Annotated in this window: 15 protein-coding genes; 7 read left to right on the forward strand and 8 right to left on the reverse strand. The window is 73.0% G+C overall.

Going from position 1 to position 22,816, the window contains the following annotated elements:
• Positions 1–134 precede the first annotated feature (134 nt).
• A complete protein-coding gene (locus tag ABD691_RS09530) occupies positions 135–749 on the forward strand; it encodes a hypothetical protein (protein ID WP_344679162.1) in 615 nt (204 codons plus the stop codon).
• An 85-nt stretch (positions 750–834) separates the two neighbouring features.
• Positions 835–2,553 carry an AfsR/SARP family transcriptional regulator gene (locus ABD691_RS09535; RefSeq protein ID WP_344679163.1) on the forward strand — a complete coding sequence of 573 codons (1,719 nt, stop codon included), beginning with the start codon at positions 835–837 and terminating at the stop codon, positions 2,551–2,553.
• Here the strand turns inward: ABD691_RS09535 and ABD691_RS09540 are convergent.
• From ABD691_RS09540 to ABD691_RS09560, 5 genes are read right to left on the reverse strand one after another with little or no spacing between them, the layout of a single operon-like run.
• Positions 2,537–3,697: a glycosyltransferase gene (locus ABD691_RS09540; protein WP_344679164.1), complete on the reverse strand. Its 1,161-nt coding sequence runs from the start codon at positions 3,695–3,697 to the stop codon at positions 2,537–2,539. The two genes, ABD691_RS09535 and ABD691_RS09540, sit on opposite strands and share 17 nt — an antisense overlap.
• Positions 3,694–4,485 (reverse strand): alpha/beta fold hydrolase, encoded by a 792-nt coding sequence (locus ABD691_RS09545; RefSeq protein WP_344679165.1) that lies wholly within the window; start codon positions 4,483–4,485, stop codon positions 3,694–3,696. Before ABD691_RS09545 ends, ABD691_RS09540 begins: the two co-directional genes overlap by 4 nt.
• A 4-nt stretch (positions 4,486–4,489) precedes the next feature.
• Positions 4,490–4,774, reverse strand: a complete 285-nt coding sequence (locus tag ABD691_RS09550) for an acyl carrier protein (RefSeq protein ID WP_344679166.1) — start codon at positions 4,772–4,774, stop codon at positions 4,490–4,492.
• A complete protein-coding gene (locus tag ABD691_RS09555) occupies positions 4,771–9,009 on the reverse strand; it encodes a beta-ketoacyl synthase N-terminal-like domain-containing protein (protein WP_344679167.1) in 4,239 nt (1,412 codons plus the stop codon). Before ABD691_RS09555 ends, ABD691_RS09550 begins: the two co-directional genes overlap by 4 nt.
• Positions 9,006–15,488 (reverse strand): SDR family NAD(P)-dependent oxidoreductase, encoded by a 6,483-nt coding sequence (locus tag ABD691_RS09560; RefSeq protein WP_344679168.1) that lies wholly within the window; start codon positions 15,486–15,488, stop codon positions 9,006–9,008. Before ABD691_RS09560 ends, ABD691_RS09555 begins: the two co-directional genes overlap by 4 nt.
• Before the next feature lie 277 nt (positions 15,489–15,765).
• On the opposite strand from ABD691_RS09560, the gene ABD691_RS09565 reads away from it, so the two are divergent.
• From ABD691_RS09565 to ABD691_RS09575, 3 genes are read left to right on the forward strand one after another with little or no spacing between them, the layout of a single operon-like run.
• Positions 15,766–16,572: an SDR family oxidoreductase gene (locus tag ABD691_RS09565; protein WP_344679169.1), complete on the forward strand. Its 807-nt coding sequence runs from the start codon at positions 15,766–15,768 to the stop codon at positions 16,570–16,572.
• Position 16,573: 1 nt separating this feature from the next.
• On the forward strand, positions 16,574–17,557 hold the full coding sequence (locus ABD691_RS09570) for an aldo/keto reductase (protein ID WP_344679170.1): 984 nt from the start codon (positions 16,574–16,576) through the stop codon (positions 17,555–17,557).
• 20 nt (positions 17,558–17,577) lie between these two features.
• Positions 17,578–17,916, forward strand: coding sequence for a hypothetical protein (locus ABD691_RS09575; protein WP_344679171.1), 339 nt, complete (start codon positions 17,578–17,580; stop codon positions 17,914–17,916).
• On the opposite strand, the gene ABD691_RS09580 is transcribed toward ABD691_RS09575, so the two are convergent.
• Positions 17,917–18,888, reverse strand: a complete 972-nt coding sequence (locus ABD691_RS09580) for an alpha/beta hydrolase (RefSeq protein ID WP_344679172.1) — start codon at positions 18,886–18,888, stop codon at positions 17,917–17,919.
• Positions 18,889–19,073: 185 nt separating this feature from the next.
• Here ABD691_RS09580 and ABD691_RS09585 point away from each other — a divergent pair, with 185 nt between their 5' ends.
• On the forward strand, positions 19,074–20,240 hold the full coding sequence (locus ABD691_RS09585; protein ID WP_344679173.1) for a lytic transglycosylase domain-containing protein: 1,167 nt from the start codon (positions 19,074–19,076) through the stop codon (positions 20,238–20,240).
• On the opposite strand, the gene ABD691_RS09590 is transcribed toward ABD691_RS09585, so the two are convergent.
• Positions 20,227–20,562, reverse strand: coding sequence for a plasmid stabilization protein (locus tag ABD691_RS09590; RefSeq protein ID WP_344679174.1), 336 nt, complete (start codon positions 20,560–20,562; stop codon positions 20,227–20,229). The two genes, ABD691_RS09585 and ABD691_RS09590, sit on opposite strands and share 14 nt — an antisense overlap.
• A 74-nt stretch (positions 20,563–20,636) precedes the next feature.
• A complete protein-coding gene (locus tag ABD691_RS09595) occupies positions 20,637–21,047 on the reverse strand; it encodes a DUF6292 family protein (RefSeq protein WP_344679175.1) in 411 nt (136 codons plus the stop codon).
• Positions 21,048–21,150: 103 nt separating this feature from the next.
• On the opposite strand from ABD691_RS09595, the gene ligD reads away from it, so the two are divergent.
• Positions 21,151–22,743: a non-homologous end-joining DNA ligase gene (gene ligD, locus ABD691_RS09600; RefSeq protein ID WP_344679176.1), complete on the forward strand. Its 1,593-nt coding sequence runs from the start codon at positions 21,151–21,153 to the stop codon at positions 22,741–22,743.
• The last annotated feature ends 73 nt before the right edge of the window (positions 22,744–22,816 follow it).

Below are 22,816 nucleotides of genomic sequence, written 5' to 3' on the forward strand. Positions count from 1 at the left end.
CGCCGCGGGCCACCGCCATCCCTCCACTGTGCACAGTCCTTTCCCAGGGCACGCACGGTCCTTTCCCGACGGTGCACAGTCCATTCCCACCGGCCGGACGCCGGTGTTCCCACTCATATCCAGGAGATCCGCACATGACGCGAATCCAACGCAAGGCCGTCGGCGGGGTCGCCGCGCTGGGCACCGCCGCCGCGCTGGTGGGTGCCGTGGTGACCCCCGGCACCGCCGAGGCCGCCATCGACCTGCACTACAAGGTCTCCGGCACCGCGCACGTGGTCAAGATGAACGCCGACATCCCGATCGAGGGTGTGGTCGACGTCCAGCTCAACGGCGCCACCGGCGAGTTCACCAGCCAGTTCCGGCAGACCAGCGTGCCGCGGGTGAAGTTCAAGGCGTTCGGCACCTTCGACAGCGAGGTCGACGTCGAGTTCTTCGAGTCGGCCCCGTCCCACGGCAAGATCCAGAACGGCAAGGTGGCCTTCGACCTGCCGCTGCAGATCCGGCTGCAGAACATCACCGCCATCGGCATGCCCTTCGGCGGTGGCCCGGACTGCGTGCAGAAGCAGCCGCCGTCGCTGGTGCTGAACTCCACCACCCCGTTCGTGCCCGCCGAGGGCGGCGAGCTGGCCAGCGCCCCGTACGCGCTGTCGGAGTGGAGCGACGGCTGCGGCCAGTTCACCGGCCTGATCAACATGAACTCGACCGGACCGGACAACACCGCCCAGGTCAAGCTCACCAACATCAAGTGACCCACCCCGCACCACCACTCGTCCCGGCTGCGCTCGCCCGCCGGGACGAGTTGGTTTCGCACCTGTCACCGAGCAGGAGAGCCGCATGAGTCTGCGAATCAACGTCCTCGGGCCGCTGGAAGTGCTGCGCGGCGACGAGATCGTCACCCCGTCCCAGCCGAAGCTGCGCAGGCTTCTCGTCCTGCTCGCGGCCGAACCCGGTTCGGTGGTGCGGATCGAGACGATCACCCGGGAGCTGTGGGGGACGGCCCCGACCGACAAGCACTGCCGGACCATCCAGACCTACGTTTCCCAGCTGCGCAAGGTGATCTGCCCGGCCGGGGCGCTCACCCACGTCTCCCGGGTCGGCTACCGCCTCGACGGCGCACGGCTCGACCTCGGCGATCTTCTCGCGCACCGCGACGCCGAGGAGCCGGACACCTCCGCGCTGGCGCTGTGCCGCGGTGAGGCGCTGGCCGACGTCTCGCTCGGCCCGGTCCTGGAGCAGCACAAGGCCCGCATCGACGCGATCCGCATCGACGTGCTCGACCGGTACCTGCGGTCGTGCCTGCGCCAGGAGCGACCGCAGGCGGTGCTGGACCAGGCCGACCGGATCACCCGCGAGGACGGCAGGCACGAGGGGCTCTACACCAGCCTGCTGCTGGCCTTCGCCGCCGTGGGACGGCGTTCGGAGGGCATCGACGTCTTCCACCGGTTGCGCCGCAAGCGGCTCGACGACGGCGTCGGCGAACCGGGACCGTCGGTGCAGGCGGCCTACCGCGAGGTCCTCGCCGAGTCCCCGGCCGACACCGCGCGCCTGTGCGAGGCACCGGCCCAGCTCCCGCCGGACCCGGCCGGCTTCGCCGGATTCACCCGCGAACTGCGCATCGCCGAGGCCGCGCTGACCGGCGAGCCGGGCGCGGTGGCGATCGTCGGTTCCCCCGGGTCGGGCAAGTCCGCGTTCTGCGCCCGGCTGGCGAACCGGGTGAGCCACCTGTTCCCCGACGGCCAGCTGCACGCCGACCTGTCGGTCCAGAACGCCTCCGAGGCGCTGGCCGGTTTCCTCAAGGCGTTGCGGCCCGACGACCGCGTTCCGGACAACCTGCACGAACGCGTCCGGCGGTTCCAGGACTGCACGACCGGCGCGCGGATCCTGGTCTTCGCCGACAACGTCGGCGACCGCGCCGAAGCCGCCCTGCTGCGCCCGAACTCCCCGGTCGGGGCGGTGCTGCTGGCCTGCCCGTCCCGGATCCCGGTCGACCTGGCCACCACGATCGTCGAGCTGCCCCGGCTCGGCACCCGGGAGCTGCTGGAGATGTTCGCCTTCCGGGTCGGCGACACCAGGATCGAACGCGAACCCGAGGAGGCGCGGGCGCTGCTGACCCGCTGCTCCGGGCTGCCGATCGCGGTGGCGTCGCTGGCTTCGCTGCTGCGGCGGCGTCCGCACTGGTCGATCGCGCGGGTGCTGCGCCGGGTCCGGGAGAACCGCCTCGCCTTCGGTGACGACGAGCTCGCGCGCAGCGTGCGCCGGGTGCTGACCGCGCTCGGCCGCACCGAGCGGGAGGCCCTGTTCGAGCTGGTCCGGCGCGCTCCGGAGCAGGAGTCGATGTCGGTCCGGTGGGCCGCGGGTGTGCTGGAGGTCCCGGTGGGCGAGGCCGAGCAGATCCTGGAGCGCCTGGTGGAGCACCGGCTGACCGATCCGGTCGTCACCGACTCCGTCTCGGCGGCCAGCCGGTACCGGATCGACCCGCTCTACCGGTCCGCGGTGCGCGAGATCGCCGAGCCGGCGACCGGCGAGGCCGTGCGCACTATCCGTGCGTGGTGAGCGCTTCCAGGTGCCTCGCCGCGGCCGGTGCACCGCCCGCCCGCCGGAACGAGGCACCGATCTCCCGCGCTCGCTCGGCGTAGGCCGGTTCGCCCAGCACGTCCAGAACCGCGTCTCCGATGTCGCGCGCGGTCGCGCGGTCGAACCGCAGCCTGCGCCCGACGCCGGCGTCCACGACCTGCTGCGCGAGCACCGGCTGGTCGTCCCGAATCGGCGCCACCACAAGCGGAACACCGTGCCACAGGCTCTCGCAGACCGTGTTGTGCCCGCCGTGGCAGACCACCAGCGCGGAGCGCTCGATCAGCCGGAGCTGCGGAATCCGCCGCGCGACCAGCACTCCCGGCGGAACGTCGGTCAGCAGTCCGGCCGGGTCGGCCACCACGCCGTGGACGTCGGCGGTGAGCCCGCCCAGCGCGCGGACGCATTCGGCGAGGAACCTCCCGGACACGTCGGCGTTGGCGGTCCCGAGGGTGACCAGCGCCAGCGGTTTCCCGGAATCCGGCGCTTCCAGGTCCACATCGGACCGTCCGGTCAGCGAAGGCCCGACGTAGCGCAGCTCGCCGTCGAGTTCGACCGCGGGCGGCCCGGCCAGCGCTTCGGTGCTGAAGGTGACGACCAGCCGCGGCGAGAAGCGGAAGTCCTCCCCCGTCCCGGCCGGCAGGCCGTGCCGGATGCGCAGGCCGTCCTGCAGGTGCTCGATCCAGCCCGCCACCTTCGACATCGACCCGAGCGGATCGGTCAGCTCGGACGAGGTGCTGGCCGAGGTCGCCCACGGCAGTCCGGCCCGCGTGGCCACGAGCGCGCCCGCGAACGCCTGCTGGTCGGCCACGACCGCGTCCGGGGCGAAGTCCCGGACTGCCGCGTCGACACCGGGAACCATCGCGTCCGCGAGCGGGATCAGGTACTGCTCCCACAGGAAGCGCAGCGCGGCGAACCCGCGCAGTCCGGTGGGGCGTTTGGCGACCTCGAACGCGTCGGCCCCGCCCGCCGGGTAGACGTCCGGCTCGCCGCGCAGCTCCTCCGGAGGCGGGTGCGGGCAGGCCCAGGCGACGCAGTGGCCGCGGCCGCGCAGTTCGGCCGCCACGCCCAGCAGCGGGTTGACGTGCCCGGTCAGCGGTGGCACGACGAACAGGAACCTGCTCATGCCGGCCCCGGCGCGTGCCTGCCGATCCAGTCCAGCAGGATCGACCGCACCTGGCGGTGCCGTTCGACCAGGACCGAATGGCCCTCGTCGTCGAAGACGAACAGCTCTCCCCGCGGCAGCAGCGAGGTCAGCGCGTCGAGCCCGTCGGACTGGTAGCCCTGCCTGCCCAGGATGGACAGCACCGGGCAGTCGATGGCGCGGACCTCCTCCATGCTCATCAGCGGTCCGCGCGGCACTTCCTCGGCCATCGTCGTCGAGGTGATGCGCTCGGCCGCCATCCGGGCCAGCCGCCGGTGGTGCGCGCTGTAGTTGTTCTCGATCCAGTCGAAGTTGGCTTCGCTGCTGAGGAACTCGACGGTGTTGGCCAGCGTGCGGCGCATCTTGTCCGCCCACGACTCGGTCGGCGGCTCCGCCTCGATGCACACCAGGCTGCGGACCCGCTCCGGGTGCGCGGCGGCGAAGCTGTAGGCGATGGTGCCGCCGAAGCTGTTGCCGACCAGGTGCACCGGGCGGCGGACGTCCAGCGCGGCCAGCAGCTGTTCGAGGTCGGTCACGAAGTCGCCGATGGTGTAGCCGCTGGCGGGCCGGTCGGTCCGGCCGTGCCCGCGCAGGTCGTAGCTGATCACGTCCACGCCCGCGGCCGAGACCGGCGCGGCCAGCGTGAGGTGGAAGCTGGCGAGGCTGTCGGTCCCCATGCCGTGCAGGAACACCACCGACTCGGTGGGCTCGCCCGCCCCGCCGATCAGCTGGTAGTTCGTCCGCAGTCCGTTGACCACCAGTTCCGGCATGGTGTCAGCTCCCAGACGCGGTGCGGGCGGCCACGTAGTCGGCGATGTCGCCGACGGTCAGCGCGATCACCTCGTCGAGCGCCTTGTCGGCCAGGTACTCGGCGAGGTTGACCTGCTCGCCGAAGTGCTCGGCGAGGATGCCCGCGAAGGTCACCAGGTCGACGCTTTCCAGGCCGAGGTCGTCGTGGAAGGTGGTCTTGGGGGTGATCTCGGTGCCGAGCACCTCGGCGTCGCCGACCAGCGAGCTCAGCAGGCCTGCGACGACCGGGAAGGTCGGGTTCAGCGTCATGACCGGTTCTCCAGGGTGATCTCTCGTTGTTCTTCTGCGGTCCAGGCGACCACCGCGTCGCGGGCGGTGTCGTGCTCGACGACGAGAACGCGTTCCCCCGCCGCGACCTTCGCGCGGGTCTCGTCGATCTCGGTCACGACAAGGTCCTGCGGGGGCCGCGCGACGGCTTTCGCAGCGGCTTCCCTGGCCGCGCGGAGCCGGGTCGACCACAGTGCGTCCTGCGTGGTCAGCAGCCGTCGTTCCGCTTCGGTCAAGGAGTGCGCACGGATTTCCCGCACGTCGATGCCGGGTGCCGCGGCACCGGGAACGCGCGCCAGCGCGACCGCGAAATCGCGGTCGCAGGCCGCGGACACCGCCAGCGCGGGCAGCTCCCGGTGCCATCCGGTCACCCGCAGGTCGTCGTCGACCCGGATTTCGGCCGGGTAGACCGACTTCTCCCCTCGCGCCCAAAGCCACGACCGCACGGCGTCCTTGACCGCGATGCGCCCGAGCAGCCATTCCCGCTGCCGATCCGGCGCGAGTTCCTCGTAGACCGCGCGTTCCGCAGCGCTGAGGTAGACGCCGGCGTAGATGTCCCGCGAGGCCGGGCCGGGCCAGCGGTCCACCACCGCCGTCCAGCCTCCGGGGCGCTGTTCGGAAAGCATGTTCCGCTGGGGGAAGGCGTACGCGCGGTGGGCTCGCCGGTCGCAGTCGAGCCGGACGTCCTGCCACTGCCGGACCTCGGCCCACGTCCGTCCCTTGTAGACGAGCTGGGCGTCCATCTCCAGCGTCGAGGGGTCCGGGGTCGCCGCCCGGACGTGGCATTCCAGCACCGCTCCCGGTGGCGGGTGCGGGCCGGAGAACGTGATCCTGCCGATCCTGCGGGGAAAGGCGAGCAGCCGTTCGGACTCGCGGGCCAGCATCCAGCAGCCGAGCAGCTGTCCCGCGTTGTCCAGCAGCGCGCCGGGCGCGGCGGGAGCGGTGATCTCGCCGGTGATGTGCCGCTCGCCCATCGACGTGATGGCGGTGATCCCCTGGAACCGCGGACCGTGGAACATCTCCCGGTCCCGGTAGACCCGTTCCGCGGTCAGCGGCACCGGACCGGTGGGCTCCGGGTTCCACGCCGCGGGGCGCAGCGGGTAGCCCGCGCCGAGTTCGACGGTCATCGTGGCGTACTCGCCGACCGTCACCGACACCCGCGAGCCGTCGCGTTCCATCCGCACCGGCACCTGCCGGGCGGGCGCGGCGACCAGCCAGCGGTGGAACCGCGCGTCGTGCACGGCGACCGCGACGCCGTCCGGCCAGGCCCGCTCGACCTCGGCGAGCACCAGCTCCACCAGCGTGGTCGCGGGCACCACCGGCCTGCGGTCGGTCTCGTCCGGCCAGTCCTCCCGCTGCCGGAAGAAGCGGTGGTCCCGCAGGTACGGCATCGACTCCAGCGAGACCGGCAGCGTCGCCGTGCGGGACCGCGGCCGCCGGCGCGACGCGGCAAGCACCTCGGCGGCGGCCTGCCTGGTCTGCGCCAGCAGCTCGTCGAACTCGGCGGCGAGCCCGTTCGCGGCGGGCCGGTGTTCGGCAGGTGAGAGTTCGGCGGCGAGCCCCTGCGAGGTGGGCCGCCGTTCGGCGGCGTGGTCGAGCAGGCCGCGCGCACGGGGCGCGACCGACAGCAACGCCGTGGCCGTGTTCAGCGACACCGTCGGCCGCGTCCGGGGTCCGAGCGCGGCGAAGTCCGGTTCCGCGCCCTCCACCCACAGCGCGGTCAGCACCCGGCGCAACTGCGCCATGCCGGACCGCAGACCGGAGTTCGCGCTGACCGCCAGGTGCGGCCGGTCGCCGAGGGTGTCGCCGATGAACGAGCCGAGCTGGCCCGGGCCCATCTGCACGAACGCGCGGAAACCCGCTTCGTGCATGGCTTCCACCAGCTCCCGGAACCGCACCGGGCGGACCAGGTGGTCGAGGTAGAGCGCGCGCACCTCGCCCGGGTCGTCCGGGTAGGGCGCGGCCGTGGTGGCCGACCAGATCGGCACCTCCGACGGGCGCAGCTCGGTTTCGGCCAGCAGGCGCGCGAACGGCGCCAGGTAGGGCCGGAACATCACGGTGTGGAACCCCGACCGGAACGGCAGCCGCGTCGCGAACACCCCGTCGGCCCGGCAGGAGCGGGCCAGCCGCTCGGCGGCGTCCGGCGCTCCGCACACGATCGACTGCCTCGGCGCGTTGTCGTGCGAGACGACCAGCTCCGGCTCTTCGGCGATCCGGCGGGACGCCTCCCGCGCGGAGCACCCGAGGGCGACAAAGTCCACTTCGGGCACCCGGAAACCGTCGGGCCAGAAGCGTTCCAGCGCGGTGCCGTCGTCGACGTGCATCCCGCCGACGGCCATCGCCGTCCACTCCCCCACGCTGTGCCCGGCCAGCGCGTCCGGCCGGACCCCGGCGCGGCGCAGCACGTCGGCCAGGAACCTGCCGACGCCGGTCACTCCGTCCGCGTGCGCTGCCAGGTCACCGGCCGAGACCTCCGGCGCGGCCAGCCCGAAGTGCGCGGCGATGTCGTCGCAGCGCGGGCGGAACTCCGCCTCCAGGCCGGGGAAGACGAACGCCGTCCGGCTCCCCGGCTGCGCGAGGAGCGGGTCGGTGCTGAACCAGACGTCGTTGCGCCCGCGCCAGCTCTGCCCGCGGGCGACGACCTTCCTGGCCACCGACAGCCGCCGCTCGGTCGGATCGACCAGCCCGACGCGGCACGGTCCGGTGCCCGGTTCCGCCGCCAGGACCTCGCGGTCCGGCCGGTCCAGCAGCCCGCGCAGCTGCTCGGCGTCCCCGGCGGAAAGCCGGAGTACGCGCTCGGGTTCGGACACCGACGCGCGGACGGGCGCGGGGTCGCCTTCGGCTTCGATGACGACGTGCGCGTTGATCCCGCCGAACCCGAAGGCGTTTACCGCCGCTCTCCGGAGCCGGTCCTCCCACGGCCGAGCGGTTCCGATGGTGCGGAATCTCGTCGTCTCCAGCATCGGATTCGGTTCCGCGCAGTGCAGCGTCGGCAGCAGGGTCGCGTGGTGGACCGCCAGCGCCGCCTTGATCAGCCCGGCGATTCCGGCGGCGGGCAGCGTGTGGCCGATCATCGACTTCACCGAGCCGATCACCGCAGGCGGGCCGTCGGCGCCGAAGACCTCGGCCAGGGTGCCGATCTCGGCTTCGTCGCCCGCCTTCGTCGCGGTGCCGTGCGCTTCCAGCAGGCCGACCGAGCCCGGCTCGGCCGGATCCAGCCCGGCCGCTTCCCAGGCGCGCCGCAGCGCCAGCCGCTGACCTCCGGAGTCCGGGTTGAGCAGGCTGCTCCCGCGGCCGTCGCTGGAGGTGCCGGTCCCCCTGATCACCGCGTACACGCGGTCACCCGCGCGGCGCGCGTCGGCGAGCCGCTTGAGCACCACCACGCCGGTTCCCTCGCCGAGCAGCAGCCCGTCCGCGTCGCGCGACAGCGGGCGGATCGCCTGCGACGGCGAGAGCGCGCCGAGCTGGCTGAACATCGACCAGAGCGTGTCGTCGTGGCAGTGGTGCACACCGCCCGCGAGCACCGCGTCGCAGCGCCCGCTGGTCAGCTCCCGCACCGCCTGGTCCACGGCGATCAGCGAAGACGCGCACGCGGCGTCGATCGCGTAGGCGCCGCCGCCGAAGTCCAGCCGGTTGGCCACCCGGGAGGCCACCAGGTTCGGCACCAGCCCGATGGTCGACTCCGGTTGCACCGGGCCGATCGGCTCCAGCAGCGCTTCCCGCACCTGGCCCAGCACGTCCGGGTCGATCGAGGGCATGAGCTCGCCCAGGGTGTGCAGCACCTGCCGCACGGTCCGCACCCGCTGGTCGAACCGCACCAGACCGGGGGCGAGGTAGCCGCCCCGGCCGAGGACGACGCCGACGCGCGAGCGATCGCCCAGCCGCGAGCGGCCACCGGCGTCCTCGACGGCGTCGGCCGCGACCTTCAGCGCGATCAGCTGGTCGGGCTCCATCCCGTCCACCGAGTTCGGCGCTATGCCGTGCGAGACGACGTCCACCTCGACCGCCTCGGGCAGGAACCCGCCGCGGTGGCAGTAGGTGCGGTCCGGCGAGGCGGGCCGCGGACCGCCGTGGAACGCCGGATCCCAGCGGTGCCCGGGGACGTCGGTCACCGCGTCGACCCCGGCGACGAGGTTGTGCCAGTAGGTGGCGAGGTCCGGTGCTCCCGGCAGCATCGCGGCCATGCCGACGATGGCGACCGGTTCCTGCCGGGTCACCACGTCGACGCCGCGTAGACGACGGATCCGGCGTCGCCGAAGGCCAGCTCGCGCAGCAGGCATCCCGGCCCCTGACCCGGATCGATCAGCCGCACGCCCCGGCGTTCGTACTCGCGGGCGAGTTCGGCCGACACCATCCCGCCGTGCTCCCCGGACGGCGCCCACGGTCCCCAGTGGACGGTCAGCACCCGGTTGCCGGTGCGGGCCGACCACGCGGCGCCGAGCGAGTCCAGCGCGTCGTTGGCGGCGGCGTAGTCGGTCTGGCCCCGGTTGCCGAGGACGGCGGCGATGCTGCCGAAGAACACGACGAACCCGGGGCGCACGCCGAGCTGGGTCAGCGCGTCCAGCAGCACCCTGGCGCCGTCGACCTTGGTGCCGAAGACCGCGCGGAACGAGGCGTCGTCCTTGTCGGCCATCAGCCCGTCGTCGATGACACCGGCGGCGTGCACGACGCCGTCGAGCCTGCCGTGCCGCGTGTGCAGGTCCTTGACCAGCTGGATCAGCGCGGCGCTGTCGCGGACGTCCACGCAGTGGTAGGTCGCCTCGCCCCCGGCGGCCCGGACCTCGTCGAGCGTGCGCGCGACCTCCCGGCGCGCGAGGACGGCCCGCACCTGCCGCTCGACCTCCGCGAGCGGGCGGCCCTCGCCCGCGAGGACCCGCCGCAGGTCCTGCGGGTCGGCGAGGTCGCGCGTGGCGGCGTCCTCCGGCTCGCACGGCGTGCGGCCCGCCAGCTCGATGCGGCAACCGGTGGTCCTCGCCAGCTCCACGGCGGTCCGGGCGGTGATCCCGCGCGCCCCGCCGATCAGCAGCACCACGGATTCCTGGTCCAGGCCGAGGTCCTGCGCGCCGGGGTTTCCCCGCAGCGGAGCCGGTTCCAGCCGGTACGCCATGCGCCGGTCCTGGTGGCGCTGCACGACCGCGATCCGGTCGTCGGTGCGCAGTTCGGCGACCAGCTCCTTGGCCAGGGCCGGAGCCGGTTCGTCCGGGTCGGACTCGACGAGCTTGACCGCCAGGTCCTCCCGCTCCCTGGCCGCCGCGCGCAGGAGTCCCCGCAACCCGGCGGCGTGCTCCGGTGGCGGTGTCGCGAGCGGCGAGGCCACGAGCACCGCGGTCCCGTCGCCGGAGTCGCGCAGCAGGGAGAAGACCTGCGGCGCCACCGGCTCGTCAGCTCCGGCCAGCGGGGTCAGGCACAGGACCGCGTCCACCCCGCTCGGCGGCGCCTCGCCCGCGGGCACACCTACCACCGAGGCGCCGTAGCGCGCGAGTTCCGCCCGCAAGGCGTCGCAAAGCGCTTCCTGGGACGGGTCGTGCACGAGCACGACGACCTTGTCCTGGAGGTCGTAGGCGTCGTGGTTGGAGAGCTCCGCGGCCGGGACCGGGCGCATCACCAGCCGTTGCACGCCGGGGTCCAGGTGCTCCTCGATCCAGCTGACGATCGCGTTCACCGTCCGGGCGCGGCTGAGCTCGTCCTGACCGGCCGCGCTCACCGCGTCCCGCAGGCCGAGCTCGGCCAGCAGCAGGCCCGCGATCTCGGTGCGCTTGATCGAGTCGATCGACAGGTCGGCCTCCAGGTCCAGCTCGCCGCTGATCATCTCGGCCGGGTAACCGGTGCGCCCGGCGATCACCTCGACGACCGTCCGCCGGGCGTCGACCTCCCCGTCCTCCTCGGCGGGGCGCGGTTCCGGCACCGGCAGCGGCTCGGCCTCCTCCGCGGGCACCTCCGGAGCGGGCGGCGCCTCGGCGACGCCGAAGTAGCCGAGCAGCACATCGCGCTGCGCGGCCACCGCTTCCCGGCTGCTGCGGAGGAATTCGCTGACGAGTTGTTCCCGATCGTGCACAGTGGACTCCGTTGCGAGGGTGATTCTGCGTGCGGGGGTCAGCCCGTTCGGGACCGCTGCTCCGTCCGCCCGGTGCACGCGGTGGCCGTCGACCACCCAGTCCGCCGGTTCGACGCCGGCTCCGGTCCGTCCCCGGAACAGCCACTCCGGGTCCACCTCCACACCGGCCACCGCCAGCCGCGCGACCGCCGTCAGCGGACCGCGCAGCCCCGGGCCGGTGCCGCAGGAGATCGCGGTGTGCGCCCGCTCCCCCAGCACCGACCGGACGAAACCGGTGAGCGCGGTCCCCGGCCCGACTTCGACGAACGTCCGCGCGCCCGCGGCGTACATGTCCTCGATCTGGTCGGCGAACCGGACCGGCGCGGCGATCTGCCCGGCGAGCGCCGCGCGCGGATCGTCGCCGTGCGGCCGGGCGGTCCGGTTGGACCAGACCGGCTTGCGCGGTGCCCGCACGCGTTCCCGCGCGAGCGCGGCGGCGAACTCGGCCTCCGCCCCGGCCACCAGCGGGCTGTGGAAAGCGCACGCGACCGGCAGCTCCTTGACCGCGAACGACCGCGACCTGAGGACTTCGACGGCCGTCCCGATCGCCTCGGTGGCACCGGAGATCACGACCTGCTCCGGCGAGTTGTGGTTGGCCACGACGACATCGACGTCGCGGAGGGCTTCGGCGACCTCGCCCGCGGACGCGCGGACAGCCGCCATCGCACCCGGGTCCTCGCCCGCGGCCGAAAGGATGGCCTCCGCCCGCCGGTGGCTCAGCCGCAGCAGCGCGGGGAGGTCGAAGGACCCGGCCGCCGACAGCGCGACCAGTTCGCCGTAGCTGTGACCGGCCAGCATGTCCGGCCGCACGTCCAGCAGGCCGAACATCGCGCACAGCGCCGACTCGACGATCCCGAGCGCCGGCTGCGCGCGGCGCGTGTCGCGCAGCCGTGCGGACTGCTCGGCGGCCGTGTCCGCGTCGAAGGCGTGCGGTGGGTAGATCGCCGCTGCCACATCGGGATCGGCGTCGAGGAAGTGGCGCAGTTCGGGGAAGGCCACGAACAGTTCGGCGAGCATGCCCGGCTGCTGGCTCCCCTGCCCGGGGAACAGGAACGCGACCTTGCCCGGCTCCGCGCTGGCCTCTGCCACCAGGACGCTTGGGTGCCGTTCCCCGGCGAGCGCGGCGCGCAGCGCCGACGCGAGCTCGTCCAGGTCGGAGACCACCAGGGCGAACCGGACCGGCCCGGAGCCCCGTTCCGCCGCCGCGGCAGCCACATCGCGCAGCTGCGGATCGCCCGCTTCGAGGGTCGAGAGCACGTCCCGCATCGCCTGCTCGGCATCTTCGCCGCAGAACAGGAACAGCTCGCTGTCCCAGTCCCGCAGCCCGTGCCGGGCAGCGGGCGCGTCGGAACCCGCGGTCAGGACGGCGTGGAAGTTCGTCCCGCCGAAGCCGAAGGCACTGACCCCGGCCACGCGCTTCCGGCGGGGCGCGGTCCACGGCCGGGCCGACGAGGTGAACCGGAACGGGCTGGATTCCCGGTCCCAGGCGGGATTCGGCTCCCGCAGGTGCAGCGTCGGCGGCAGCACGCCGAACGACAGCGACAGCGCGGCCTTGATCACGCCCGCCATCCCGGCCGCGCACTTGGTATGCCCGATCTGGCTCTTGACCGACCCGAGGGTGCAGCCGCCCGGCTCCGCACCGGCCTCGGCGAAGAACCGGGTCAGCGTCGACAGCTCGGTGCCGTCGCCGACGACGGTGCCGGTCCCGTGCGCCTCGACCATCCCCACCTCCGACGGCGCGATCCCGGCGGACCGGTAGGCGCGCTCCAGCGCCCGGTACTGGCCCTCCGGCCGGGGCGCGGTCAGGCCCAGCGACCGGCCGTCGCTGGCCGCGCCGACGCCCCGGATCACCGCGTACACCCGGTCCCCGTCCCGCTCGGCGTCGGCGAGCCGCTTGAGCACCAGGCACGCCACGCCCTCGCCGAGGGCGATCCCGTCGGCGGCGGAGTCGAACGGGCGGCACCTGCCGGTCGGCGAGAGCGCTCCCGCCGAGGTGAACATCAGGTAGTCGTTGATGCCGTTGTGCAGGTCGACCGCGCCGCACAGCACCATGTCCCCGGTGCCCTGCGCGAGTTCCTTGCACGCCAGGTCAAGTGCGGCGAGCGAGGAGCCGCAGGCCGCGTCCACGGTGCAGTTCGCGCCGCCCAGGTCCAGGCGGTTGGCGATGCGGCCGGCGATGACGTTGGCCAGGGTGCCCGGGAACGAGTCCTCGGTCAGGCTCGGCAGCTGGTCCAGCAGCTCCGGCGGGACCGACTCGAGGTAGGCGGGCAGCAGCGCCCGCAGCACCCCCGCGTCGGCGAAGTCGCCGCCCGACTCCGCGCCGAAGATCACGCTGGTGCGGTCGCGGTCGAACGGGCGCCGGGAGTACCCGGCGTCGTGCAGCGCCCGCCGGGCGATCTCCAGGCTGACCAGCTGCGCCGGGTCGATGCTGCCCATCGACGCAGGCGGGATGCCGAACGAGGTCGGGTCGAACGGGATCCCGGGCAGGAACCCGCCCCACTTCGACGACGACGTCCCCGGCTCGCCGCCGGGCCGGTAGTAGACGCCGGTGTCCCAGCGCTCGGCGGGCACCTCGGTGACCGAGTCCACCCCGCGCAGCACGTTCGACCAGAACGCGGGCAGGTCGGGTGCGCCGGGGAACGCGCACGCCATGCCGATGATGGCGACGTCGAGCGGTTTGGGCCGCGGTTCCGGCTGCCGGACGACGGCCCGCCCGCCCCGGCTCCGCAGCAGCCGGGCGGCCTCGGTGGTCACCGAGCGGTGCAGCGCCGCGATGTCGGTGATCTCCTCGCGCAGCACCGCGATCTGGCCCGCCATGTACATGCCCGAGGCCAGCTGCTCCTGCTCGTCTACGGCCACCAGGTCCGCGCCGTCGCGGCGGATTCCCTTGCTGGCGACCCGCAACCGCCCGGTGTTGAACTCCTCCAGCCGCTGCCAGCGCTCCTGCGCGGGCACGCCCAGGTTCCGCAGTTCCGCCTCCGCCGCGTGGAATTCCGACACGAACGGGCTTCGCAGGCACCGCGTCTGGTGACCGGGAGCGGTTTCGAGCGTGTCGGTCGCCTCGGATTCGAGGGCCTGCCGCTGGAACAGCTCGGTGATGGCGCCGTGGCGCACCGCTTCCTCGGTGAACAGGTACGCCGTGCCCATCAGCACGCCGACACCGGCGCCCCGGCGGGCGACCGGAGCGGCCATGGCCGCCACGACCGCCGCCGAGCGCGCGTCGTGGACACCGCCGGCGAACAACACCTCCACCTCGGCGTCGGGATGCTCGTCCAGGTACTCGCCCAGCACGTCGAGTTGCGCTTCCCACAGGGAAAAGCTCGACATCGGTCCGATGTGACCGCCGCATTCCAAGCCCTCGAAGACGAAGCGCCGCGCACCGGTGTCGAGGAACTGCCGCAGCAGGATCGGCGACGGGACGTGCAGGTAGGTCGCGATGCCTTCGGCCTCCAGCTCCACGGCCTGGGACGCCCGGCCGCCTGCGATGAGCACGCATCGGGGCTTGACCGCGCGGATCGCCGCCAGCTGCTCGGCGCGGAGCTCGTCCGGGACGAAACCGAGGATTCCCGCGCCCCACGGCCGATCGCCGACCTCCTCGGCGGTGCGGCGCAGCAGGTCGGCGGTCCGGGTGCCGTCGGCCAGCGAGACCGCGATGAACGGGACCGCACCCGCCTCGGCGACCGCGCGGGCGAAGCCCGGCTGATCGCTGACCCGGGTCATCGGTCCCTGCGCGATCGGCAGCTCCGCCCCCAGCGACCGGCACAGCGGATCGCCCTGGTCCATCGGATCGATGGAATCCGGTTGTCCCGCAAGGATTTCCGAGATATCGCGCACGGCTCGCTCTGCGGTGTCGTACCGACGCGCGAAGCGCGATGCGAGGTGGGCGTCCTGTCCCAGCGGGAGATCGGAATCGGCGAGCACGCGGTGGCCGTCGACCACGACTGTGCCCGACCCGTCAGCCCGTTCCAGCACCGACCGGAACCGGCGCGGGGCGCTGCTCTCCGGGAACAGCCCGAGCTGGCTGTCCAGGACCACCCCGGCCGCACCACCGGCCACCGCCCCGGCCGCGGTGTGCGGGCCGATCCCGCCGCACACCCACACCGGCAGATCCACCCGCGGATCGCCGAGCAACTGCTGCAACAGCACGAAGGACGTCAGGTCGCCGACCCGGCCCGCGGCTTCGCTGCCGCGCGCGATCAGCCCGTCGGCGCCGTCGGACACCGCTCTCAACGCCTCGTCCAGGCTGGTGACCTCGGCGAACACGATCCGGCCGCGGACCGGGAGTTCGGCGGCGAGCGCGCCGATCGTCCACGGCGATCCCTGGCCCAGCACCACGGCCGCGACGCCGGGACCGCCCAGCACCTCACCGGGTTCCAGCGCGCAGCCGGGGCCGCTGCGCACCCCGAAGGGCGCCGCCGTGGCGGCGCCGACGCGCAACACCGCCTCGGTGGCCCGCGCGCGGTCGGCGCCGAGGTCGAGCACGCCGAGACCGCCGCCGCGCGAGACCGCCGACACCAGCTGGGCGTCGGCGGCTCCGACGGGGCTCAGCCCCAGCACCCGCGTCCGCGGCCACAGCGGACCGCCGAAACCGGCCACAGACATCGCGGGCCTCCTCCGCGTCGTGGGGCAAGGTGTGACCCCAGATGAATAGGAGCCGGTCACCGCGAAACGCAATCAGGCGAACGGAAATCGCTTTCGCCGCTGCGCGGGTTGAGCCCGCCTTGAGCGTTTCGCCAGCGCTTCCCGAGGTCTCCGCGCGGTGCTAGCGTCGATTCCCGCGAATCCACGAATCCGCTGCGCACAAAGACTTTTGGCAACCGCGGACGGATTCGCACCCGCATCGTTGTCACCGCATTCACAAAGAACGGGAGCCGCTGGCGTGGAAATTGCAGACCGGGTCTTCGTCATCACCGGGGCCGGGCACGGGATCGGCGCCGCGATGGCCCGCCGCTTCGCCCGCGAGGGCGCCCGCGCGGTGGTCGTGTCCGATCTGGACGCGGACGCCGCCGACGAGGTAGCCGACTCGATCGTGCAGACCGGTGGGACCGCGCTGTCCCGCCCGGCCGACGCCGCTTCCCGCGACGACCTGCGCGACCTGGTCGCACTGGCCCGCACCGAGTACGGCGCGCTGGACGTGCTGTGCTCCAACGCCGGGGTCGCCTTCGGCACCGGCGTGCACGCACCGGACGTGCAGTGGGCGAAGTCGTGGGAGGTCAACGTCCTCCAGCACGTGCACGCGGCGCAGGCCGCGCTGCCCGCGATGCTGCGTGCCGGGCACGGCTACCTGGTGATCACCGCCTCCGGCGCGGGCCTGCTCAGCGCGCCCGGCGACGCGCCGTACACGGTGACCAAGCACGCCGCGGTCGGGCTGGCCGAGTGGCTGGCGATCACCTACCGGGAGCGCGGGATCCGGGTCAGCGCGGTGTGCCCGCTCGGGGTGCGCACCGATCTGCTGGTGCCCGCCATCGAGGCCGGGCACCCGGCGGCGAAGGCCATCGCGGCGGCGGCGCCGCTGCGCGAGCCCGACGAGGTCGCCGCGTCGGTGGTGGAGGGCATCGAGTCCGAGCGGTTCCTGATCCTGCCGCACCAGTCGGTGAGCCCGGCCTACGCGCACAAGGCGCTCGCCCCGGACGAGTGGATCGACCGCACCATCCGGGAAACCGCCGCCGCTACCCGGAGGGGCTGACGTGGAGTACCGCCGACTCGGCCGCAGCGGGCTCGTCGTCAGCGAGCTCTCGCTCGGCAACCGGCTCACCCACCGCTGGTCGCCGGACTGCGTGCGCGCCGCGCTGGAGTCCGGGATCACCACGTTCCACACCGCCGCCGCGTGGGGACACGGCGCGGCGGAGGAGTCGCTGGCCGAGGGACTCCAGGCCGCCCGGCGCGACGACGTCGTGCTGTGCACGGGCGTTTTCTGGCGCGAGCGGCCCGACGCCGCGCACAGCGGGCTCGGCCGCAAGCACCTGTTCTCCTCGCTGCACGGCTCCCTGCGGCGACTGCGCACCGATCACATCGACGTCTACCAGATGTACCGCTTCGACCACCGGACTCCGCTGGAGGAAACCTTCCTCGCCCTGTCGGATCTCGTCCGCGAGGGCAAGATCCGCTACGTCGGCACCGCCGAGTGGAACGCCGAGCAGGTGTTGCGCGGGTCCGCGCTGGCCGACGAGTTCCGCGTGCCGCTGGTGTCCAACCAGGTGCACTACTCGATGCTGTGGCGCGTCCCCGAGTCCCAGGTCATGCCCGCCGCCACCCGCGCGGGGATCGGCCACTTCGGCTCCATCCCGCTGGTGCAGGGAATCCTCACCGGCAAGTACGGGCCGGACGAGATCCCGCCGGGTTCCCGCGCCGACGGCGACGAGGACGGCCGGCGTTCGGTGACCCCGCTGCTGGACGCCGAGCTGCTGGACCGGGTGCGGCTGCTGCGAGGTGTCGCCGACGCCGTCGGCCTCACCATGGCCCAGCTCGCGATCGCGTGGGCGCTTCATCACACCGACATCGCTTCCGCCGTGGTCGGCGCTTCCCGGCCGGAACAGGTGATCGAGAACACCGGGGCGTCCGGCGTCTCGCTCGATCTGGACGTGCTCACCCAGGTCGACCAGCTGCTGGGGAGTTCCGTCCGCGCCGATCCCCGGCTGGCGATCCCGCAGAACGGATACGAGGACGCGTGAGGGGTTGTTATCTTCGCGCCGTGGGCGATGACACCTGGGCAGGTCTGGCCGACCAGTTCGCCGACGTGCTTTGCCACGGCGTGCTCGGGTACCTGGAGCGACCGGAACGGCTGGTCGACCAGCTGTGCCGGTGCGCGGCTCCCGGCGGGATCGTCTCGATCATGACGGGCAACGCCAACGCGATGGCGGTGCGGCCGGCGCTGGAACGGCGGTGGGAGGACGCCCTCGCGTCGTTCGACGCCAGGCACGAGACCGGGGTGCTGGGAGCGGCCGAGGTCGAGCTCGAAGCCGGCAGGCGCGACCCCTACCGCCGGCTCAGCCGCGTCTTCCACCTCGTGGGGCGCAGGGAAACGGACTGATCACGGAACGAGCCCCATGCCTCTGGCCAGCAGCGGCCAGGAGGCGTGGAGCTCGCGCTCCCAGTACTCCCACGCGTGCGTGCCGTTGCCGTAGTAGTTCGTGGTCACCGGAACTCCGTGCTGCCGCAGGCGATCCGTGAAGCTGCGGGACGAGTCCAATGAGGACTTCTCGTGCGCTTCGTACTCCTGGCCCGGCGGATCGAGCGGGCCCGGTTCGCCGTTGCCGCACGAGACGTAGAGCTCGACTCCCCGCAGGTCCTCGGCGTTGTCCGCGGGGTTGTGCGCCATCCACATCAGGCGGTTGGCGTGCTCCTGCCCCCACAGGTCGAACGGGCCGAGGTTCTGGCTGATCAGGATGCTCTGGATCCCCGTCGGCGTGCTGCCCTGGAGGATGTCGACCGCACCGCTGTAGGACGCCGCCGCGTCGAACATCCCCCTGCGCCGGAAGGCGTAGGCCATCGCGCCGTACCCGCCGATCGACAACCCGGCCACCGCCCGCCGCTGCCCCGCCCGGTAGTCGCGTTCCAGGACCTCCCGCACCTCGTCGAGGTGGAAGGACTCCCAGTCCGGCAGCGGCGTCCGGCCCTGGTTCCACCACTGCGAGTACATCCCGGCCGGCCCGTCGCTGGGCATCACGACCAGCACGTCCTTGTCCGCGGTGAACTGCTCGACGTCGGTCCACTCGGTCCACGACCGGTAGTCCACGGGAGTGCAGCAGCCGTGCAGGAGGTACAGGACCGGCCAGGTCCGGCTCGGCTGCTCGTCCCACTTCTCCGGCAGCAGGATCCGCACCGGCGCGGTGGTGCCGAGGGCCGGGGACCGGATTTCCAGGTCCACCATGCGTTCGGCGACCGTCGTGCGCCGCACGACCTCGGGTTCCGCGCCGGAGGCCGAGGAAGGCACCGCCAGGCACGAGAGGAGCACCGCCGTCGCGGTAGCGGCTGCTGTCCACCAGCTTCGGCGGCGTGCCATGGCGACCTCCCGGATCCGTTCCGGGAGAACGTAATGAGCCCGGCGAACACCGTCAATGCGGGTTTCTCCGTTGTATCAGGCCGAAACGACGCGGTGCCCGCGGTGTTGTCACACCCCTGACAACAAAACCCGCGCCGACGCGAGGAAGTGGACTTTCCTCCCGCCGCTGCGCAGAGTTCCTGCTCATGGCCAATCGAGGAGAGCGTTTCACCGCCGTGGTGACCGGACTGCTGTTCGCGCTCACCCCCGTGCTCGCGTTGCGCGGGGACGCGATCGTCGAACCGGTCGCCAACGCCGATCCCGTGCCGAGGTGGGACGACATCGGTATCACCGGGCGGCTTCCCGCCAACGACAAGCTGGACTTCGCCGCGGTGGACCGGCTGGAGACCCGGGTGCTCGGCGGTGTTCCGGTGATCCGCCCGACCAGGCCGGGAATTCCCGACCTCGTGCTGGCCGCCTACCAGCGGGCGGAGCAGAGCCTGGCCCGCACCGATCCCGGCTGCCGCCTGCACTGGTCGGTGCTCGCCGGGATCGGGCACATCGAGTCCGGCCACGCCCGTTCCGGCCGGGTCGACGCGAAGGGCACGACCACCTCCCCGATCCTCGGGCCCGCGCTCAACGGTGCTCCCGGCGTCGCGGCCATCCCGGACACCGACGGTGGCGCGCTGGACGGCGACCGGATCTGGGACCGGGCGGTCGGCCCCATGCAGTTCATCCCGTCGACCTGGCGCCGCCACTCCGCGGACGGCAACGGCGACGGCGTGTCGAGCCCGCACAACGCGTTCGACGCGGCGCTGGCCTCCGGCCGGTACCTGTGCTCCGGCTCGGCGGATCTGGGGCAGCGCCACCAGCTCGCGGCGGCGATCTTCCGCTACAACCACTCCGAGGCGTACGTCCGCTCGGTGCTCAGCTACGCGGACGCGTACGCGCGCGGGGTCCGGCCGACTCCGGTCGTCGTGTCGGCCCAGCCTCCCGCTGCGGGGCCGCTGCCCGTTCCGCCTCCCCCGGGGACTCCGGCTCCGTCGGAACCGCCCGCACCGGTGCCAACGACGCCAGTGCCTCCGACCCAGCCGCCCACGTCCGAGCCTCCTACGTCCCAGCCGCCCACATCCGAGCCGCCGACGTCGGAACCGCCCACCTCGCAGCCGCCGACCTCGCAGCCGCCCACGTCGGAAACTCCGCCGACGTCCGAGCCGCCCACGTCGTCGACGCCGCCCGGCATCCCGGAGCGCCCCACGCCCACGACAGCACCGACCTCGACACCACCGCCCACGACAGCGCCGCCCTCGACAGCACCGTCCACGACGTCACCGTCCACAACGGACAGCTCCGCGACGGTCACCGCCGGCTGAGGGCCCGTTCCAGCTCCTGCTTGGTCATCTTGGAACGTCCCCTGATGTTCGCGCGCTTGGCGTCCTCGTAGAGCTGCTCCTTGGTCCGGCCGCCTGGTCCCGCGCCGGTGCCGGACCGGATTCCGCCCCGCCGCTGGGGCGGGATGTCCTGCGTGGAGACCTTGCTCCGCTGCCTGGCCTGCCCCTGCTGGGCGCGGTCCTTGTTCACCGTCCGCGCGGCGATCTCCTCTGCGCGGCGCTCGCTGGAGCCCCGCTCCACCGCCTGCTGCCGGATGTGCTCGTACTGCCTTTCCTGCTTCTTGTTCCAAGCCCGCTGCGGCATCGCGCACCTCCTCCGCTCGCGGTTCGTTCCACTCCGGGTCGTACCCGGAACGGGCGGTCGGCACACGTCGCAGGTCAGCCGCGGGCGTGGAAGCCGGTCAGCCGCCGCTCAAGGTCGTCGTCGGCGTCGGCGTGCCGGAACAGCGGCGGGCTGACCGCGCCGGGGTGGGCGCCCCGCACGGCCTCGTGCAGGAACCGGTGCACCTCACCCGGCTCCGGCAGGATGTCGCCGCCGAGGTAGGCCACCGCCGTGGTGTCGCCGTCGCCGTCTATCTCCACCCGCAGCGCCCAGCCGTTGATCTCGTCCCAGGTCAGCAGGACCGGCAGCGCGGGCAGCGTGGGCAGAACGGAGCGGACCAGGATGATCGCGGTGGCCGGTCCCGGGGCGAGGTCCAGGTCGACCACGTCCACGTCGTCGCCGAGGCCGGCGCTGACCTCCCGGACGTAGTTGCGCAGACCTTCCGCGGCGTGACTCCTGGCGTCCATGGCAGCTCCCCGTCCGAGTGCGTGACCGGAAATCCCACGTCAGGTCCGGCGCCACCGGCGGGTCCAAGGTGGACCGGACTGCCGATCCGGGTACCCGGCGGCGGTGACCGACAACCCTGCCGACCGGCTGGCCGGCTACCGGCGGATGCGGGACTTCGGCCGCACGCCGGAACCGCCCGGCGACCAGGAGCCGGGCCCGGGCGGGAACCGCTTCGTCGTCCAGCGCCACCGCGCCCGGCGGCGGCACTACGACCTGCGGCTGGAGCTGGACGGTGTGCTGGTGAGCTGGGCGGTGCCCAAGGGACCGACGCTGGATCCCGCCGCCCGGCACCTGGCCGTCCACGTCGAGGACCACCCCGTGGAGTACACCGACTTCGAAGGCGTGATCCCGGAGGGCGAGTACGGCGGCGGGGACGTCATCGTGTGGGACCGGGGCACGTGGGAGCCGGTCGACACCGACGACCCTGCCAGCGCGATCGAGGACGGCAACCTGCACTTCGACCTGCGCGGCCAGAAGCTGGCCGGGCGGTTCGTGCTGGTCCGGCGCGGCGAGGACCGCTCGGGCAAGGAGCAGTGGCTGCTGCTGCACAAGAAGGACGAGCACGCGCAAGAGGGCTGGGATCCCGAAGAGCATCCCGAGTCGGTCAAGAGCGGTCGCACGAACGAAGAGGTCGCCGCCGCACCGGAAGCGATGTGGCGCAGCGACCTCCCGCCGGCTCAGGCCGAGATCCGGCTGGGCGGCCGGTGGTCACCGCCCACCGACGACGAGCTGGCCGCGCTCGACTCGCTCGACCGCAAGGGCCGCTGGGAGGTGGACGGCCGCAGGCTCGCGCTGACCAACCTCGACAAGGTGCTGTTCCCCGCGCGGGAAGGCGAAGAACCGGTCACCAAGCGGGATCTGATCCGCTACCACGCGCTGATCGCGCCGGTGATGCTGCCCTACCTCGCCGGGCGTCCCCTCAACACGCAGCGCTTCCCCGACGGGATCGACAAACCCGGGTTCTGGCACAAGGAAGTGCCCGACCACGCGCCGTCCTGGCTTCGCCGCTGGCACTACGACCGCGCCGAGCCCGGCGACACCCAGAACTACCTCGTGCCCGACAGCGTCGCGTCGTTGGTGTGGCTGGCCAACTTCGCCTCGCTCGAACTGCACCCGTGGACCTCGCGCACCGACGACCTCGATCACCCGACCTGGGCGCTGTTCGACATCGATCCGGGATCGCGGACGTCGTTCGACGACGTGCTCGTGCTCGCCCGCCTGCACCGGACCGCCCTGGAGCACCTCGGCGTCGAGGCGCGGCCGAAGGTGTCCGGTCAGCGCGGGGTGCAGATCTGGGTGCCGATCGCGCCGCGCTACACCTACGAGCAGACCCGGTACTGGGTCCGCGACGTCTCCAAGGCGATCGGCGGCACCGTCCCGGACCTGGTCAGCTGGGAGTGGAGCCGGGACCGCCGACGCGGCCTCGCACGGCTGGACTACACCCAGAACGTGCTGAACAAGACCCTCGTGGCCCCCTACAGCGCGCGTCCCCGGCCCGGCGCGCCGGTGTCGGTGCCGATCGAGTGGGACGAGCTCGACGATCCGGAGCTGGCGCCGGACCGCTGGACGATCCGCACCGTCCTGGACCGGATCGCCGAGGTCGGTGACCCGTTCGCCGCGCTGCTGGGCGTGGAGCAGGAACTCCCCGCGCTGTAGGCGGAATCCGGTCGGCGTGGACCGCGGCCGGGCGCGAAGCGGCTCGGCAGCCACGCCGAGTTCTCCCACGCGA

The sequence above is a fragment of the Saccharopolyspora taberi genome (assembly GCF_039534165.1).
Classification (GTDB): Bacteria; Actinomycetota; Actinomycetes; order Mycobacteriales; family Pseudonocardiaceae; genus Saccharopolyspora_D; species Saccharopolyspora_D taberi.